Genomic DNA, 15,918 nt, shown 5'->3' on the forward strand with positions numbered 1-15,918 from the left:
CCCCGCGCCCGGCCTCAGACCGAGGGGCCGGGGCGGTCCTGGCTCCGGCGGACCGGCAGCAGCTGGCTGAGGGCGAGCAGGAGCAGCCCGGTCAGAAGGAGCGCGTTCCCCCCGAAGAAGCGGGCCTCCCAGGAGACGCCCGGCAGGACCGGGAAGAAGAAGAGGCCCTGCAGCACGACGGAGGTGCCCACGAGTAGCGCACCCAGACCGTGCAGCTCGGGCCTGGCGACGCGACGGCGTGCCGTGGGCACGACCCACCCCGTCCTGAGCGTGACGATGCCCAGCGCGACCACCACCAGCCCCAGGAACACAGCCGTTCCCACTATCCACGCCATGATGGCGTTCCCCTCCGACAGCAGAAGGCCCGAGGCGCGAGGAGCGCCCGGCCCGATGACGACGTCATTGTTGCAGCAGCGGCAGCGCGCGGAAGGTGTGGTCCTGCCAGAGCAGACGTGAGGCTTCCTCCGGGTAGGCGGCGACACCGGGCCGGACGTCGAAGAGCCGCACAAGGCGCCGCCTGGTGTCGTACGCGGGCCAGCCCGGGTCACCGTGGGCGGCGAACGCCGTCCACGCGGCCCGCATGCGTGCGGACAGCTCCTCCGCCTCCACGGACGGGCCCTCGCCGATCAGCGCCGCGGTCCGGCCCCGGTCCAGGTTGCCGAAGACCAGGGGGACGTCGAGGCCGTGGCAGGCGCCGAGTGCGGCGCCCATGCCCGGGGCGGACCAGGTCAGCTCGTAGACGTGCGCCCGGCCGCCGGCGGCGACCTGGGCCTCGGCGAGGTGGAGGGAGGGCATGCGGAACAGCCAGTCGGAGGCGACCAGCTCGTAGAGCTCGTCCGGACCCGCGGCGGGGAACGCCTCGCGGTAACGGCGTGCGGCGTCCGGACCGGGCCCGAAGACACGCAGGGCGGTCTCCGCCTGCTCCGGTGTGACCTGGCCGAGCACTCCGTCGAGCGCGGCCAGCAGCCGCGTCTCGTCGCGGGTGTGGCCGACGAGGAGCTCGACGTCCCGTCCGGCGCCGGCAGCGAGGGCCTGCCAGGGAGTGACCGCCAGGGAGTCACCGTCGACGACGGGGCTGAAGGGGATCGCCCGGTGCGCGGCCGGACCCCACCGATCGCTCCGCCCCTCCGCCTCGGTGCCGACCGCGTCACCTGCGGTGGCCAGCAGGGCGGGCTCCACCCCGGACAGGTCGGCCACCGTGGGCCGCAGTCCCAGCTCGGCGGCGCAGGCGGCCGCGATGTCGGCGGCGAGCTCCGGCGAGAAGAACGTGCCCTGCACGCTCTGCGCCACGGCGCGGACGAAGAGCCCCGCCGCGCGATCCGTCGCCAGCAGGGCGGCGACCGACCCGGCACCCGCCGACTGGCCGAAGACCGTGACACGGCCCGGGTCGCCGCCGAAGGCCCGGATGTTGTCGCGTACCCACTCCAGAGCGGCGACCTGGTCCAGCAGGCCCCGGTTGGCGGGCGCTCCCTCGATCTGCCCGTAACCCTCAAGCCCCACGCGGTAGTTGAACGTCACCAGGACGACACCGTCACGCGCCAGGCGGCCGCCGTCGTACTCGGGAAGGCCGGACATGCCGATCGAGTAGGCGCCGCCCTGGATCCACACCATCACCGGCAGACCGGCGGCGGGGCTCGGGTCGGGCGACCAGACGTTGACGGTGAGCCAGTCGTCGCCCGCCGAGTCCTGCGCCAGCGCGTCCATGCCGAAATGGCCGCCCTGCGGCGGGGGAGGGCCGTACGACACCGCCGGCCGTACGCCGTCCCACGCGCGCGCGGGCCGCGGAGCGGCGAAGCGCAGCGGGCCGACCGGTGGCTCGGCGAACGGGATGCCACGGAACACCGCGACGCCCGCCTCCAGACTCCCGCGCAACACCCCGCCCGTCACCCGGACCTCGGACACGCCAAGGGTCATCACAGCTCCCTCGGTGGGCGGCGCCCTGGACGTTCCGGGATCATGCCGTCTCGCCAACGACACGCCCTAGGCGTTCTGCCGCTCCCGGACGCCGTCGGTGATGCGCTTGCCGAGGGAGGTGTCGATGTTCGTCCAGTAGGTGAAGGCGCGCTCCAGGACGGGCTCGCTCACGCCGTCGAGGAGGTGGCCGACCACGTTGTCCACGAGCCGGTCGCGGGCCGCGTCGTCCAGGACCTCGCGGACGAGGGTGCCGGGCTGGCCCCAGTCGTCGTCCTCCGGGTGGGACACGTAGGCCGACCGGGTGATCTCCCCGTCGGCCGCCCAGCCCGGCGGGGTCCCGTACCGCTCGGTGTCGGCCGCCGGTCCGCCCTGGGAGTTCGGCGCGTAGACCGGGTCGGAGGTCTTTCGGTAGGCCATCGCGCCGTCCTTCGAGTACGTGTGGACGTCGACGACGGGCGCGTTCACGGGAAGCTGCTGGTAGTTCGTGCCGATGCGCGCCCGGTGGGCGTCGGCGTAGGAGAAGAGCCGGCCGAGGAGCATCCGGTCGGGGCTGGGCCCGATGCCGGGGACGAAGTTGTTCGGCTGGAACGCCGCCTGTTCGATCTCGGCGTGGTTGTCGGTCGGGTTGCGGTCGAGGGTCATCCGGCCCACGGGGATGAGGGGGTAGTCGCCGTGCGGCCAGACCTTGGTGAGGTCGAAGGGGTTGAACCGGTACCCGGCGGCCTCCTCGTACGGCATGACCTGGACGTGCAGCGTCCAGGACGGGAAGTCCCCGTCCCGGATGTGCTCGAACAGGTCCCGCACGTGGAAGTCCGCGTCGGCCCCGGCCAGCCGGTCCGCCTCGTCCTGCGTGAGGAACTCGACGCCCTGGTCGGTCTTGAAGTGGTACTTCACCCAGAACCGCTCCCCGGACGCGTTGATCCACATGTACGTGTGCGAGGTGTAGCCGTTCATGTGGCGCCAGGTACGGGGGATGCCACGGTCGCCCATCAGCCACGTGACCTGGTGCGCGGACTCGGGGGACAGGGTCCAGAAGTCCCACTGCATGTCGTGGTCGCGCAGATTGCTGTCCGCCCGCCGCTTCTGGGACCGGATGAAGTGCTGGAACTTCATCGGGTCCTTCACGAAGAAGACCGGCGTGTTGTTGCCGACCATGTCGTAGTTGCCCTCGGACGTGTAGAACTTCAGCGCGAAGCCGCGCGGGTCGCGCCAGGTGTCCGGGCTGCCGCGCTCACCGGCCACGGTCGAGAAGCGGGCGACCATGTCGGTGCGGGCGCCGGGCTGGAAGAGAGCCGCCCTGGTGTACCGGCTGACGTCATGGGTGACCTCGAAACGGCCGAAGGCGCCGCTGCCCTTGGCATGCGGCTGCCGTTCCGGGATCCGCTCCCGGTTGAACTGCGCCATCTGCTCGATCAGGTAGGCGTCCTGGAGGAGGATCGGCCCTCCCGGCCCGACGGTGAGCGAATGCTCGTCGCTCTCCACCGGGGCGCCGGAATCGGTCGTCGTCGCGGGTCGGCTCTCGGTCATGACTCTTCCCTTTCGTCGCGCCCAGCCCACCCTTCCCCCATCCGCCGCACGCCGCGACCCGAGACGACTCGGCCGGTGATCAACCGAAGGCGGGCCGTCGGCTGCCCAGGAGCGGTCAGAGAGTGCCTGCTCGCAGGCGGGCGAGGGTGCGGCGCCCGCGCTCCACGAGCTCCGGAGCTCCGGCCTCGGTGCCGAAGGCGATGCCGGAGACCGAGTCCAGGGCCGCGCTCGCGAACCGCAGTGTCGAACCGGTGTGTTTCGGTCGCTGTCGGAACCCCGCGACCTACGACTCCTCGGCCACGCCGTCCCCGGAGGGCGACGTCGCCCTCCGCTTGCGGTACACCACGGCCCCGCACACCGCGAGCAGCAGACCGGCCACGGCGGAGACACCGAGAGCCGTCTGCTCGGCGAAGATCCTTCCCAGCACTTCGAGCACGCCGATCCCCGCCGTCGCGTAGATCAGCGCCCAGGCCGCTCCGCCCAGGAACAGGGCCGGAAGGTAACGCGGCAACGGCATGCGCATGCTGCCCGCGAGGAAGTTCGCGGCGGTCTGGAAACCGACGGTCAGGAAGGAGAGGGCCACCACCGGCGCGCCCCAACGCTGGATCGCCCGCTCGGCACGCTGGAACTTCGCCGAGGAGATCCGCCCGGCGAACCTGCTGCGACGGGCACCGGCGCCGGTGAGCCATCCGACGGCGAACGTCCCTCCGGCGCGCAGCAGAACGATCACGTACAGGGCTCCGGCCGTCAGCGCGATCTTATCCACGACGCCCCGTCCCGTACCCCGGCCCGGCACCCGGAACGCACCTCAGCCGCATGGACGTCCCGCCCCAGCGGGCGCACGACGCGCACAAGCCCGGATACCGTCTCTCACCTGCGCCCTACCTCTGCCCGTCGAGTCCTCTGCCGACCGTACACTCGCACGCCAGGCAAGGTCAGCCTAACCTAAGGCCGGAAGAGGGTACAGGTCGCGGGTCCACCGGACGCCCCGCCCGGACCCGGCACCCCCGTGCACGGCCACACTCACCGTGCCGAGCCCGGCCGCCGGACCTACCGTGACCCCATGAGCGACCCGGAGAAGAACAAGGCCACGGCCAGGGCGTTCTACGACCTGATGTTCAACCAGTGCCGCCCCGCCGAGCCCATCGCCCGGTACGCCGGTGACACCTACCTCCAGCAGTTCTGAGCGGGCCCAGGGCGTCCGTTCCTCCCCATGATCACCCGCGGTTAGGTTCGGGCCATGAACAGTGACTGACGGACGGACCGGATCGGGTCCGCTCTGAGAGGTGAGAACCCGACCGTCGTGCGAAGGCTGACGGCGGGGTTCGCGGCGATAGGCGACGTGCAGTTCCTGCCGGGGTACTCGGTCCTCCTCGTGGACGACCCGAACGTACAGCGGCTTTCGGACCTGCCCAGGACGAAGCGGCTGTCGTTCCTGTCCGACATGGACCGGCTCGGCGAGGCGGTGGAACGCGCCTGCCGACAGGCGGACCCCGCCTTCCGGCGGGTCAACCTGGAGATCCTGGGGAACACGGACCCGTACCTGCACGCGCATGTGTGGCCGCGGTTCGAGTGGGAGCCCGCCGATGTGGTCGGTCTTCCCGTCTGGCTCTACCCGCGCGACCGGTGGAGCGACGAGAGCTTCAGGCTCGGCCCGCGGCACGACGTGCTCCGAGAAGCCATCGGCGACGAGCTGGACCGGCTGCGCCCGCCGGAGGGCGCGCCCGAGGAGTCACGCCCCCTCTGACGCCTGGTCCTCGTGGTGGGGGCCGGCCACCGCGGTGTCCGAACGGGACGGATTCCAGAGACGGTCGGCCTCGCCGCGCGCGAGGTGCTCCTCGTAGATCCTCACCTTGTACCGCATGACGTCCAAGGTCTCGCGCAGTTCCCGGATCTGCGCCTCCACGTGGCTCTCGTGCCGGCGCAGCAGCTCGAGCCGCTCGTGCTCGTTGCCAGGGCCCTGGCGCGCCAGGTCGATGTACTGCCGGATCGTCGCCAACGACATGCCGGAGGAGCGCAGCTTCGTGCAGATCGCCAGCCACTCCAGGTCTTCCTCGTGGTAGATCCGGCGGCCGTTGGGCAGGCGGCGCACCGGGTTGGCGAACAGGCCCTCCCGCTCGTAGAACCGCAGCGCGTGGACGCTGAGCCCGCTGCGCTGCGCCACTTCGCCGATGCTCAGGTCCATGAGTGACCCCCGTCACACAGCTATTGATCTAGACACGACTCTAGCTTCTAGCGTCGAGCCGTCGGCCGACGGGGCCGACCGGAACGGAACAGGGAAAAGCATGAGCGTGTGGTTTGTCACCGGTGCGTCGCGTGGGCTCGGCGCGAAGATCACCCAGGAGGCGCTGGGACGTGGGCACAGCGTCATCGCCACGGCGCGGGACGCGGCGGCGGTGCGGCGGGCGTACCCGGACAGCCCCGAAAGGCTGCTGGCCGTGAGCGCGGACGTGACCGAACCCGGACAGCTGGCCGCCGCCGTCGAGGCGGGCCTGGCCGCGTTCGGCCGGATCGACGTCGTGGTCAACAACGCCGGCTACGGGCTCGTGGGCGCGGTGGAGGAGGTCTCCGACAAGGCCGCCCGGGCCCTCTTCGACGTCAACGTGTTCGGCGTACTGAACACCCTGCGGGCGACCCTGCCGACCCTGCGTGCGCAGCGGTCCGGGCACGTCCTCAACATCGGCTCCGTGGGCGGCTTCGCCACCGCACCGGGCGTGGGCCTGTACGGAGCCTCGAAGTTCGCCCTCGAAGGCATCTCCGAGGCGCTGCACGGCGAGCTCGCCCCGCTGGGCATCCACGTCACGATCGTGGAGCCGGGCGGCTTCCGCACCGACTTCCTCCACAGCTCCAGCATCCAGGTCGAGCCGGCCTCCATCGCCGACTACGCCGCCGGCGCGGGCCCGGTACGCGAGGCGCTCACCCGGAACGACGGCCGCCAGCCCGGCGATCCGGAGAAGGCGGCGAAGGCCGTCGTCGACATCACCGAGACCACGGACCCGCCGCTGCGCCTGCAGCTGGGCGCGGACGCGGTCGAGCGCGTCGAGGCGAAGCTCGACCTGGTGCGACGAGAACTCGACGCCTGGCGGCACGAAGCCCTCGCCACCGGCATCTGAGGAGCCGCCCCACGTCGACGTAGGAGACGCGTACGCCTGCTCGGCATCGGTCGCGCGGTGCACGTCGGTATCCGTGACTCGACGTCACCACGGCTCGAAGAGCGCCTCGCGGGCCTGCGACCTGCCGGGACGGCGTCTCAGCTGACGGCCCGGCGCCGGGGCCGTGCGAGCGTCTCCCGGAGCAGCAGGGCGGCAGCCGCAGGTGCCGGGGGGCCGGAGGTCCGTGTCGCGAGGGACGCACCGGCGCGGCGTACGGCGTCGAGACGGAGGTGCTGGACGCCGATCAGGGCCCGCAGGAAAGGCCGGTACGACGGATCCACGACCTCCGTGAGGCAGGCGGCGGCCAAGAGGTCGGAGTCGGCCAGGTCCGCCTGCTCCACGACGAGCCGGCCCAGGGCCCCGTCGGGCCGGGTGAGATCCGCGCCGTGCCGCGCCACCGCGTCGGAGGGTACGCCGGTACGCCCCGCGCGCACGTCCTCGGAGAGATCCTCCAGGAAGTCGAAGCGCTGCATGGCACGGATGAGCTGGTGGCAGCCGCCGGTGAACACGGCCCGTGCCCCGGCCTGCGCGGGCGCGAGGAGGCAGGCCGTGAGCATCAGCGCGGGCAGCGAGTACTGCTCCACGTACCGCTCCAGTTCCTCCTCGTCGGCGATGCTCCGCCACGCGACCTCCCGCTCGCAGCCCTTGAGGAACTCCTCCACGTGGGCGCGCACCTCCGGGTGGCGCTCGGCGGTGCGCACCAGGCAACGCAGCACGGGCAGCCCGGAGTCACCTTCGTCGAAGGCCTTGTGCACGAGGCCGCCCCACTCCGCGAGCGCGGCCGTGCGTTCGTCCCGCGCCCCGCGGTCGATCCGGTCGTCGGTGTCGTGCATGAACGCGACGGCGGCCACGACGTGCGGCACCAGCGGCGCGGGAAGCAGCAGCCGAGCGGCGGCGTACTCGGCCGTCGCGAACCTGCGTACGGCCCGTCGCTGCTCGGTGTAGTCCCTCCGCAGCCGCGGCTCCCTGATCCCGGCCCGGTCCAGGACCCGCTTCCACATGCCGATCTCCCGTCGTCGTCGCCCGCGAGCTTACGGGCCGCGCCGACGACGCCCCGGGGGAGGCCCGGGCTCGCGGAAATCCGCGGGCAGCGCTCGGTGAGGGGCTTCTAGGATCGGCGGCATGGCAACAAGGCTCGTACAGATCAACATGAAGGCCCGGGACGACGCGGCGCTCGGCCGGTTCTGGGCGGAGGCGCTCGGCTGGGGCGTCGACAGCGAGGGGCCCGGCGTCACCAACCTGGAACCCGTGGGCTTCGACTACCCCGACCCCGCGGCCGTCTGCATCGACATCATCGCCCACCCGGAACCGAAGACGGTGAAGAACCGGGTGCACCTGGATCTCGCCACCACCTCCACCGCCCACCAGGAGAAGCTGGTCGCACGCCTGAAGGAGCTCGGCGCGACGCTCGCCGACGTGGGCCAGGGTGACGTCCCCTGGACGGTCATGGCCGACCCGGAGGGCAACGAGTTCTGCGTACTGGAGCCCCGTCCGGTCTACCAGGACACCGGGCCGGTCGCCGCGGTCGTGGTCGACTGCGGCGACCCGCGGGAGATGGCACGGTTCTGGGGCGAGGCGATGGACTGGACGGTCCTCGAGGTCACCGACGACAGCGCGACCATGCGTTCCGCCAAGGGCGTCGGCCCCTACCTGGAGTTCGTCCGCACCCCCGACGCCAAGAGCGTGTGGAACCGCGTCCACCTCGACGTCCGCCCGTACCCCGGTGACGACCTGGCGGAGGAGGAGGCCCGACTGCGCACCCTGGGCGCCACGGACCCCGGCATCGACCAGTCAGAGATCCACTGGAGGGTTCTGGCCGACCCGGAGGGCAACGAGTTCTGCCTCCTCGCCCCCCAATGACCCGCCGGCGCCGGGCTACTCGTCCGCGGGTGAGCCCTGCAGCTCCTCGGCCAGTCCGACGATGATGCCGTCCGGGCCGCGGAGATAGCAGAGCAGATAGCTGTCCTCGAACCGGGCGATCTCGCCGACGAGTTCGGCGCCGTGAGGGCGGAGGCGATCAACCGTGTCCTCGATGTCGTCGACGGCGAACATGACGCGGTGGGTGCCCAGAATGTTGTGCGGCCGGTTGCGCGGCCCCGCGTCGATCGGCGCGGGGCTGCGGTACTGCGCCAGCTCCAGCCGACTGTGGCCGTCGGGGGTCCTGACCATCGCGATGTCGCAGCGGACGCCTTCGAGTCCGGTGCACCGGTCGGCGAAGGGGCCTTCGACCTCCGCCCGGCCCTCCAGCTCCATGCCGAGTTCCACGAAGAACGCGACGGCGGCGTCCAAGTCCTCGACGACGATGCCGACGTTGTCCATCCGCTGAATCGCCATGCTGCCCTCTCCTTCATCGACTCTCCCGTTCATTGACGCACGGCCGGTGGCGGCCGCGCTCGTCGCCGCGACGAACCGCGGACACGCGCCCATACTGAGGATGACGACAGCCGCCCAGGGGTGCGCAGCACAAGAATCGCGGTGGCGATGGAGCAGGTGCCCTTCGACGAAGTGACCACCGGCGCGGCCCGGGACGCGGGCGGCTGGCTGGGAGCCCTGCAGGTCGCCGTGGTCGCCACCGGCGCGGACGGGGCGATCGTCCGCTGGGACCACGCGGCGGAGGACCTGCTGGGCTACACCCCGCACGAGGTCCTCGGCCGGCACATCGCCGACCTGCTCCACCCGGGTGCGGACCGCAGTCTCGGCCGCTCGCTGTGGGAGGGCGCCGCCACGGGGCGCGGGGTCATGGGCACGGTGACCGCCTGGCACCGCGAGGGGCGCCCGCTGGACCTGGAGATCTGGGCCTGCCCCGTGCCGGCCCGCCACCGGGGCGGGACGACGGTGCTGGTGTTCGCCGCGGAGGCGGAGGCCGCACGACGGATCCGCGGCTCGTCGGTGGTGTGGGACGGGCTGTTCTCCCGCTCCCCGGTGGGCATCGCGGTCCTCGACACGCAGTTGCGTTTCCTCCGCGTCAACCCGGCCCTCGAAGCGATGAACGGTCTGTCGCAGGCCGCCCACATCGGGCGCCGCCTCGTCGAGATCCTGCCCGACGTCAACGCCGCGGACATGGAGCGTGCGATGCGCCGGGCCCTGGACGAGGGAAGACCCGTCCTGGACTCCCGCCGTACGGGCCGCACGCCGGCCGACCCGGACCACGACCACGTGTGGTCGGGGTCGTACGTCCGGCTGGAGGACGCCGACGGACGCGCGATCGGGCTGGCCGCCACCCTGATCGACATCACCGCCCAGCAGCAGGCACAGCTGGAGGCCGACGCGGGACGGCGCCACCTCGCCCTCGTGAACGAGGCCACGCTGAAGATCGGCACCAGCCTGGACCTGGAACGCACCGCGCAGGAGCTCGCCGACATCGCCGTGCCCGAACTCGCGGACGCCGTCACCGTCGACGTGCTGGAGTCCCTCGCCGCCGACGGCGAACTCGGCGGCGGGCTGGTGGGTGGCGCCACGCTGCGCCGGGTGGCCAAGGCGCCGCTGGCGGGATCGTCCGTCACGGCCGTCCTCGCCCCCCTGGGACGCACACTCGTCTTTCCCGCGAACGCGCCGTACAGCCGGGCGCTCGGCGAGCGCCGTCCCTTCGTCGTGGGCGAGTTCGACGAGGAGGCCATCGTGTCGGCGGCCGCCCACTCCAGCGTCCCCGCGGAGCTGCTGGGGCTGGGAGTGCACTCGTTCATGATGACCCCGCTGCTCGCCCGGGGCGTGGTCCTGGGCCTGGCCACCTTCTACCGGACCCGGGCCGTCGGCCCCTTCACCAAGGGCGAGGTCGACCTCGCCGGCGAACTGGCGGCGCGCGCCGCGGTCTGCGTGGACAACGCCCGCCTCTACCGCCGCGAACACGACACGGCCGCCGTGCTGCAGCGCAGCATGCTGCCGCAGCACATCACGCCGCCGCCGGGGATCGAGGTCGCCCACCGGTACCTGCCCGCCAGCGACGTCAACGAGGTCGGCGGCGACTGGTACGACGTCATCGCGCTGGAGGACGGCAGGGCCGTGCTCGTCATCGGCGACGTGATGGGCCACGGCACGGCGGCCGCCGCGGTGATGGGGCGGCTCTCCGCGAGCGTCAGGGCCCTCGCCCGCCTCGACCTCTCGCCCGAGGGCATGCTCTACCAGCTGGAGGCCGCCCTGCACGATCTCGCCGAGCCGATGCTGGCGACGTTCCTGTGCATCGTGGTCGACCCGGCCACCGGCCGCTGCCGCATCACACGGGCCGGCCACCCGCCCCCCGCGACCGTCTCCCCGGACGGCGTCGTCCGCCTGCTCGACGTACCGCCGGGCCTGCCGCTGGGCGTCGGCGGCGTCCCCTTCACGACCACCGAGCTCACCCTGCCCCAGGGCAGCCTCCTCGTGCTGTACACCGACGGGCTGGTCGAGTCCCGGAGCAGCGACATCGACGCCCGCCTCACCGAGCTGACCGACCTGCTCACCGAGCCCGTCCCGTCCCTGCCCGCCCTCTGCGACCGCCTGGTCACCCACCTCGTACCGGCTTCCGCGGACGACGACATCGCCCTGCTCGTCGCCCGCGTCGACAGCGCGCTCCGAGAGCGCCGATGACGGCGTGAATGTGCGAAGCCCTCCGCCCGATGCTGCAATGGGACCAGGACTGGCTCCGGTCACGTCCGTGGACATGCGACGGGGACGACGTTGGGCTCGGGCTCGGTCATGTCCTCCCTGCTGTCCTCCCGACTGTGTGGAGCGGTGATGAGCAACGAATTCCAGGACATGGGGCCGGTCGACTTCCTGGTCATCGAGTTCCCGGGCAACCGCATGACGGGCAAGGGGCTGTCCCTGCTCCTCGACCTGGTCGACAGGGGCATCGTCCGTGTCCTCGACCTCACGTTCGTCCGGAAGGACACCGACGGCAGTGTCACCGCGCTGGAGCTGCGGGACATCGACGCCGACGGTGAGCTGGACCTGACCGTGTTCGAGGGCTCCTCGTCCGGACTGCTCGGACAGGACGACCTCGACGAGGCGGGCGCGGCCCTCGAACCGGGCAATTCGGCCGGCATCCTGATCTACGAGAACCTCTGGGCCGCCCCCCTCGCACGGGAGCTGCGGCGCGGCGGTGCGCAGCTCGTCGCCGGCGGGCGCATCCCCGTGCAGGCGCTCCTGGCCTCGCTGGACGCCGTGGAGGAGGAGGGCGGCACCGCCGCCGCCTGACGTCCCCGGACGGCCGAGGACCAGCGCATCATTCGAACAGGGCCAAGGAGGAACGACATGCCAGGACTTCTTCGAGGTGTGGCACGCACGGCAGTGGTGGCCGGGACGGCGACCGCCGTCTCCAACAGGGTCTCGCGACGCCAGGCGGGCCGTTGGGCCGCCCAGCAGGAACCGGCTCCGGCGGAGCAGTACGCACCGCCCCCGGCCGCGGCGCCCCCGCCCGCTCCCGCGGCCCCCGACATGAGCAGCAAGATCGAGCAGCTCAAGGAGCTCGGGGAGCTGAAGGAGCAGGGCATCCTGACCGAGGAGGAGTTCGCGGCGCAGAAGAGCAAGATCCTCGGCTCCTGAGAGACTCCGCAGGGCCCCCTCCGACCGGTTCGGAGGGGGCTCGGAAAACGGCGCCATCGACGGTCGGCCCCGTGCCCCTGATGGTTGAGTGACCTCATGGACGACTTCGTGATCAACGGGGACCTGGTACGTCACCTGGTACGCGAGCAGCATCCGGACCTCGCGGAACTGGACCTGCGGGAGGTGGCAGGCGGCTGGGACAACCAACTGTGGCGCCTCGGCGACGAGTTGGCAGTACGCATGCCACGCACCGAGCGTGCGCCGTCCCTCCTGCGCAAGGAGTACCGGTGGCTCCCCGACCTGGCCCCGCGCCTGCCGCTCCCGATTCCGACCCCCGTACGGATCGGGGAACCGTCCGCACGCTTCCCGCGCCCGTGGACCGTCGCGACCTGGGTCCCGGGCGAACCGGCCGACCGCACCCCCGTCAGCCGGCAGGGTGCGGCCGACACCCTGGCGGGCTTCCTCAGGGCGCTCCATGTGCAGGCGCCCGCGGACGCACCGGTCAGCCAGGATCGTGGCGTGCCCCTCAGGACGCTCTCGGACGGATTCGAGAGGGGCCTCGAGGAGGTCGTCTCCGGCAGCGGCCTCGCCGACCTCCAGAACGACGTACGGGACGTCTGGGCCGAGGCCGTCGCTGCTCCCGACTGGCAGGGCCCGCCGGTATGGCTGCACGGGGACCTCCATCCGGCGAACGTCGTCGTCGCGGACGGGACGCTCTCGGGCGTCGTCGACTTCGGCGACATGTGCGCCGGCGACCCGGCCGTCGACCTCGCGGCCGCCTGGGTGCTCCTTCCCGCCGGGGCGGACGCACGGTTCCTCGACGCGTACGGACACGTGGACGAGGCGATGGTCCGGCGCGCACGAGGGCTGGCTGCCGCGAAGAGCCTCTTCCTCATCCTCATGGGCCGCGCCGGGGACCGGGGTCTGCCGGGCGGCAAGCCGGCCTGGGGGCCCGCGGGCCGCGCGGCGCTCGACCGTGTCCTGGACTCGGCACGGGCGGGCCGAGGAGCCGCATCCGGGTGACTCCGTCCTTCGGCCTACCGTGCTTTCGGCCTTGAGGAGGAGGATCTTGTGGCACGGCCACGAGAGGGTTGATCCGTGCGAACAACCATCGGATACATCGTCGAAAGCATCGGATACGTCGTAGGGGCCCAGGGGGTCGTCAGCTTCACCTCGCGGACCTTCTTCGACGCGGAGTGGGGCTGGATCCACAAGGTCGTCGACCTTCCGACCGCCGCCTACCTCGGGATCGTCGCGGTGGGACTGGTGCTCGTCGCCGCCGGGGTGACGACGCGGAAGGCGCCCGTGCGCCCGAAGGCCGCCTGACCGGGCGGCCTTCGGGCCCGCGATTCCCCTCTCCGTCGTCCTCGGCGCGGTGACCGTCGGCCGAGAGGGCTGCGCACGAGGCTGTTCATCCGGGCCCCGAGGCCCCACCATGCTCCTGACTACTCGTGCGTAACGCGTCGTAGGGGGAAGTGTGGTGAAGCCCGGTTCACGGACCGCGGCCGGGATCGCCGTGCCGATGCTGGCCGTCGCCATGTCCTTGCTCGTGCCCGCCGCCACGGTCCGGGCCCAGGTGCCCGAGCGGAGCGCGGTCGCCCGTACCCCGGTCGTCCTCGTCCACGGGTACAACGCCGACCCCGGCGTCTGGGGCGGCCTGCGCGAGGACCTCACGTCCGAGGGGTACACCGACGCCGAGCTCTTCTCCTTCGGATACGACACGCACCGGTCGGTGAACGAGGTCCTGTCGGGCGAACTCGCCGCCTACGTCGAGTCCGTCAAGCGGCAGACCGGCGCGAGCCGCGTCGACCTCGTCGCGCACTCCTTCGGCAGCCTCGTCACCCGCTGGTACGTGAAGTACGACCCCGCCGGTCAGGCCTCGGTCGCCCACTGGGTCTCCCTCGCCGGCCCCAACCACGGCACCGGCACCGCATGGGCCTGCGCGCTGTGGGACCAGGCCTGCCGCGACATGACCCCCGGGTCCTACGTCCAGAAGGGTCTCGCGGCGGGCGACGAGACACCCGGCGCCGTGCGCTACGCGACCTGGTGGTCGAACTGCGACGAGGTCATCAACCCCGACAGCAGCGTGCACCTGACCGGCGCGACCAACAACGCCGCCGGCTGCCTCGCCCACAACGACCTCCTCGGCGACGACACCGTCTCCCGGGGCGTACGCGCCTTCCTGCGCTCCTAGGGCGTGTTGCGAAAGTCCCGCCTGCCCGACGGCGCCTGGCACGCACGCTCGCCGCGTTGTCGGATCACCCCGATACATCCAGTAGTCGGGGCGACCCTCCGCCTTGCGATCGCACGCACCAGACGTCGTCGGGCCCGCCCTTCGGGCGGCCGGCGCTACTTTCGCAACACGCCCTAGGTCCGGCGACTCACAGGCGGATGACCACCAGCGCCGTGTCGTCCGAGTTCTCGTCGGTGTTCAGGAGGTCCGCCAGGAGGGTGTCGGCCAGGGCCTCGGGATCGTCGAGCCGATGCCGGCCGAGGGAGGCGGCGAGGCGCGCGAGTCCGGCGTCGATGTCCTCCGTACGGCGTTCGATCAGGCCGTCGGTGTACAGCACCAGCGTCGCGCCCTCCTCGAAGGAAGCGGTCGCCTGGGGCCGGGCGACGTGGTCCGGGCGGGCCCCGAGCGGCGGGTCCGTCGCCCGGTCGAGGAAGATCACGTCGCCGTCGGGGGAGAGCAGCGCGGGCGGAGGATGGCCCGCGCTGCTGTACGTCAGGGTGTGGCTGCTCCAGTCGATGAAGGCGGTCGCCGCGGTCGTCGACTCGGCGCCCTCGACGGAGCGGGCGTAGAGCCCGAGGGCGTCGAGTGCCTGGGCCGGGCCGTCGGCGACGAGCGTGGCCGCGCTCAGCGCGCTGCGCAGCTGGCCCATGACGCAGGCCGCGGTGAGCCCGTGGCCCACGACGTCTCCCACCGCCACCGCCATGCGGTCCCCGGGGAGTCCGACCAGGTCGTACCAGTCGCCGCACACGTTGAGGCCGCCGACCGCGGGGCGGTAGCGCACGGCGGCCCGGTGGTGGCCGACGGGACCGGGGGAGGGCAGCATCGCCGCCTGGAGGGCCAGAGCCACCTTCCGCTCCCGGGCGTGTGCCTTGCGCAGGCGCTCGTTGACCTCCTGCAACTCGCGGGAGCGCGTGTACAGTTCGGCCTCCAGCCGCGCCGCCTCGGTGGTGCCTCCCAGGCCGCCGCGGGCCCGGATGAGCGGGGTGATCTCCTCCACCCGGTGCACGATCATCGCCACCTGCCCGTCGGAGCCCACCACGGGTGCGTTGACGGGGCTCCAGAAGTGCTCCTGCCAGTGGCCCGGCTGCTCGGAATCCTCGATGTCGTAGCGGAGCAGGGCCATGGTGTCGCGCTCGCCGGTGGCGACCACGCGGAGCATCGACGCCTCGGTCTCGCGCATTCCCGCGGCGGCGGGGTCGTTGGGGTTCTCGGGGAACGCGTCGAAGATGTAGCGGCCGACGAGCTGCTCGCGCGAACGGCCGGCCAGCCGTGCGAAGTCCTCGTTGACGTCGATGTACACCAACTCGGGCGTGAGCAGGGCGACCATGCCGGGAAGGGCCTGGAACACGGCCGCATAGTCGACTCGCTGTTCGTTCATTCCGCTGCCCGCCTCACCGCCGACCCCACCGTGTGCAGGTCCAACGATAGAAGTGATCGCGTGGTGGCGGCCGAGGTCCACCGTTTTGAGACCTGGGGCGATCTGCTGCGTGAGTGAGACCTCGTACGTCCTCACCGACGGACCCGCGGACGCGGAAAACCGGCGAGGTGTACTGGTGGTGCACGCCATCGGTACGT

At 72.0% G+C, this 15,918-nt stretch carries 18 protein-coding genes; 10 read left to right on the forward strand and 8 right to left on the reverse strand.

What is annotated here, in order from left to right; genetic code table 11:
• Positions 1-14 precede the first annotated feature (14 nt).
• From ACF08F_RS18810 to ACF08F_RS18825, 4 genes are all read right to left on the reverse strand, one after another.
• The gene (locus ACF08F_RS18810; RefSeq protein WP_392299631.1) at positions 15-335 is read right to left on the reverse strand and encodes a hypothetical protein; all 321 of its coding nucleotides are present in this window, start codon (positions 333-335) and stop codon (positions 15-17) included.
• Positions 336-399: 64 nt separating this feature from the next.
• Positions 400-1,914: a carboxylesterase/lipase family protein gene (locus tag ACF08F_RS18815; protein WP_392299632.1), complete on the reverse strand. Its 1,515-nt coding sequence runs from the start codon at positions 1,912-1,914 to the stop codon at positions 400-402.
• A gap of 66 nt (positions 1,915-1,980) precedes the next feature.
• Positions 1,981-3,441: a catalase gene (locus tag ACF08F_RS18820; protein ID WP_392299633.1), complete on the reverse strand. Its 1,461-nt coding sequence runs from the start codon at positions 3,439-3,441 to the stop codon at positions 1,981-1,983.
• A gap of 283 nt (positions 3,442-3,724) precedes the next feature.
• Positions 3,725-4,207, reverse strand: a complete 483-nt coding sequence (locus ACF08F_RS18825) for a DedA family protein (protein WP_392299634.1) — start codon at positions 4,205-4,207, stop codon at positions 3,725-3,727.
• A gap of 297 nt (positions 4,208-4,504) precedes the next feature.
• Between ACF08F_RS18825 and ACF08F_RS18830 the strand changes: the two genes are divergently transcribed.
• The gene (locus ACF08F_RS18830; protein ID WP_392299635.1) at positions 4,505-4,627 is read left to right on the forward strand and encodes a hypothetical protein; all 123 of its coding nucleotides are present in this window, start codon (positions 4,505-4,507) and stop codon (positions 4,625-4,627) included.
• 117 nt (positions 4,628-4,744) lie between these two features.
• Positions 4,745-5,188, forward strand: a complete 444-nt coding sequence (locus ACF08F_RS18835) for a diadenosine tetraphosphate hydrolase (RefSeq protein WP_392299636.1) — start codon at positions 4,745-4,747, stop codon at positions 5,186-5,188.
• On the opposite strand, the gene ACF08F_RS18840 is transcribed toward ACF08F_RS18835, so the two are convergent.
• A complete protein-coding gene (locus ACF08F_RS18840) occupies positions 5,174-5,626 on the reverse strand; it encodes a MerR family transcriptional regulator (protein ID WP_392299637.1) in 453 nt (150 codons plus the stop codon). The genes ACF08F_RS18835 and ACF08F_RS18840 overlap by 15 nt on opposite strands.
• A 100-nt stretch (positions 5,627-5,726) precedes the next feature.
• On the opposite strand from ACF08F_RS18840, the gene ACF08F_RS18845 reads away from it, so the two are divergent.
• Positions 5,727-6,554 (forward strand): oxidoreductase, encoded by an 828-nt coding sequence (locus ACF08F_RS18845; RefSeq protein ID WP_392299638.1) that lies wholly within the window; start codon positions 5,727-5,729, stop codon positions 6,552-6,554.
• A 137-nt stretch (positions 6,555-6,691) separates the two neighbouring features.
• Here the strand turns inward: ACF08F_RS18845 and ACF08F_RS18850 are convergent, their stop codons facing one another.
• Positions 6,692-7,594 carry a phytoene/squalene synthase family protein gene (locus tag ACF08F_RS18850; RefSeq protein ID WP_392299639.1) on the reverse strand — a complete coding sequence of 301 codons (903 nt, stop codon included), beginning with the start codon at positions 7,592-7,594 and terminating at the stop codon, positions 6,692-6,694.
• 121 nt (positions 7,595-7,715) lie between these two features.
• On the opposite strand from ACF08F_RS18850, the gene ACF08F_RS18855 reads away from it, so the two are divergent.
• Complete coding sequence (locus ACF08F_RS18855; protein ID WP_392299640.1) at positions 7,716-8,453, forward strand: VOC family protein; 738 nt, start codon at positions 7,716-7,718, stop codon at positions 8,451-8,453.
• Between the two features lie 15 nt (positions 8,454-8,468).
• Here the strand turns inward: ACF08F_RS18855 and ACF08F_RS18860 are convergent, their stop codons facing one another.
• A complete protein-coding gene (locus ACF08F_RS18860; protein WP_392299641.1) occupies positions 8,469-8,927 on the reverse strand; it encodes a VOC family protein in 459 nt (152 codons plus the stop codon).
• Positions 8,928-9,047: 120 nt separating this feature from the next.
• Between ACF08F_RS18860 and ACF08F_RS18865 the strand changes: the two genes are divergently transcribed.
• The 6 genes from ACF08F_RS18865 (at position 9,048) to ACF08F_RS18890 (ending at position 14,304) form a co-directional block, all read left to right on the forward strand.
• The gene (locus ACF08F_RS18865) at positions 9,048-11,156 is read left to right on the forward strand and encodes a SpoIIE family protein phosphatase (RefSeq protein WP_392299642.1); all 2,109 of its coding nucleotides are present in this window, start codon (positions 9,048-9,050) and stop codon (positions 11,154-11,156) included.
• 147 nt (positions 11,157-11,303) lie between these two features.
• On the forward strand, positions 11,304-11,762 hold the full coding sequence (locus ACF08F_RS18870) for a DUF6325 family protein (protein ID WP_392299643.1): 459 nt from the start codon (positions 11,304-11,306) through the stop codon (positions 11,760-11,762).
• Positions 11,763-11,819: 57 nt separating this feature from the next.
• A complete protein-coding gene (locus ACF08F_RS18875; protein WP_392299644.1) occupies positions 11,820-12,110 on the forward strand; it encodes an SHOCT domain-containing protein in 291 nt (96 codons plus the stop codon).
• A gap of 96 nt (positions 12,111-12,206) precedes the next feature.
• The gene (locus ACF08F_RS18880) at positions 12,207-13,133 is read left to right on the forward strand and encodes an aminoglycoside phosphotransferase family protein (RefSeq protein ID WP_392299645.1); all 927 of its coding nucleotides are present in this window, start codon (positions 12,207-12,209) and stop codon (positions 13,131-13,133) included.
• A gap of 75 nt (positions 13,134-13,208) precedes the next feature.
• A complete protein-coding gene (locus tag ACF08F_RS18885) occupies positions 13,209-13,436 on the forward strand; it encodes a hypothetical protein (protein ID WP_392299646.1) in 228 nt (75 codons plus the stop codon).
• Between the two features lie 154 nt (positions 13,437-13,590).
• Entirely contained in the window at positions 13,591-14,304 is a 714-nt protein-coding gene (locus ACF08F_RS18890) for an esterase/lipase family protein (RefSeq protein ID WP_392299647.1), read from the forward strand.
• A gap of 187 nt (positions 14,305-14,491) precedes the next feature.
• Here the strand turns inward: ACF08F_RS18890 and ACF08F_RS18895 are convergent, their stop codons facing one another.
• Complete coding sequence (locus tag ACF08F_RS18895; RefSeq protein ID WP_392299648.1) at positions 14,492-15,721, reverse strand: PP2C family protein-serine/threonine phosphatase; 1,230 nt, start codon at positions 15,719-15,721, stop codon at positions 14,492-14,494.
• Between the last annotated feature and the right edge of the window lie 197 nt (positions 15,722-15,918).

This window comes from Streptomyces sp. NPDC015130 (assembly GCF_043080005.1).
Lineage (GTDB): Bacteria > Actinomycetota > Actinomycetes > Streptomycetales > Streptomycetaceae > Streptomyces.

Bases quoted from the DNA above. Each gene is read 5' to 3' on its own strand.
- ACF08F_RS18810 (WP_392299631.1), bottom strand. From the start codon at position 335: ATGGCGTGGATAGTGGGAACGGCTGTGTTCCTGGGGCTGGTGGTGGTC.
- ACF08F_RS18820 (WP_392299633.1), bottom strand. From the start codon at position 3,441: ATGACCGAGAGCCGACCCGCGACGACGACCGATTCCGGCGCCCCGGTG.
- ACF08F_RS18895 (WP_392299648.1), bottom strand. From the start codon at position 15,721: ATGAACGAACAGCGAGTCGACTATGCGGCCGTGTTCCAGGCCCTTCCC.
- ACF08F_RS18845 (WP_392299638.1), top strand. From the start codon at position 5,727: ATGAGCGTGTGGTTTGTCACCGGTGCGTCGCGTGGGCTCGGCGCGAAG.
- ACF08F_RS18870 (WP_392299643.1), top strand. From the start codon at position 11,304: ATGAGCAACGAATTCCAGGACATGGGGCCGGTCGACTTCCTGGTCATC.
- ACF08F_RS18840 (WP_392299637.1), bottom strand. From the start codon at position 5,626: ATGGACCTGAGCATCGGCGAAGTGGCGCAGCGCAGCGGGCTCAGCGTC.
- ACF08F_RS18875 (WP_392299644.1), top strand. From the start codon at position 11,820: ATGCCAGGACTTCTTCGAGGTGTGGCACGCACGGCAGTGGTGGCCGGG.
- ACF08F_RS18815 (WP_392299632.1), bottom strand. From the start codon at position 1,914: ATGACCCTTGGCGTGTCCGAGGTCCGGGTGACGGGCGGGGTGTTGCGC.
- ACF08F_RS18830 (WP_392299635.1), top strand. From the start codon at position 4,505: ATGAGCGACCCGGAGAAGAACAAGGCCACGGCCAGGGCGTTCTACGAC.
- ACF08F_RS18880 (WP_392299645.1), top strand. From the start codon at position 12,207: ATGGACGACTTCGTGATCAACGGGGACCTGGTACGTCACCTGGTACGC.
- ACF08F_RS18860 (WP_392299641.1), bottom strand. From the start codon at position 8,927: ATGGCGATTCAGCGGATGGACAACGTCGGCATCGTCGTCGAGGACTTG.
- ACF08F_RS18855 (WP_392299640.1), top strand. From the start codon at position 7,716: ATGGCAACAAGGCTCGTACAGATCAACATGAAGGCCCGGGACGACGCG.
- ACF08F_RS18850 (WP_392299639.1), bottom strand. From the start codon at position 7,594: ATGTGGAAGCGGGTCCTGGACCGGGCCGGGATCAGGGAGCCGCGGCTG.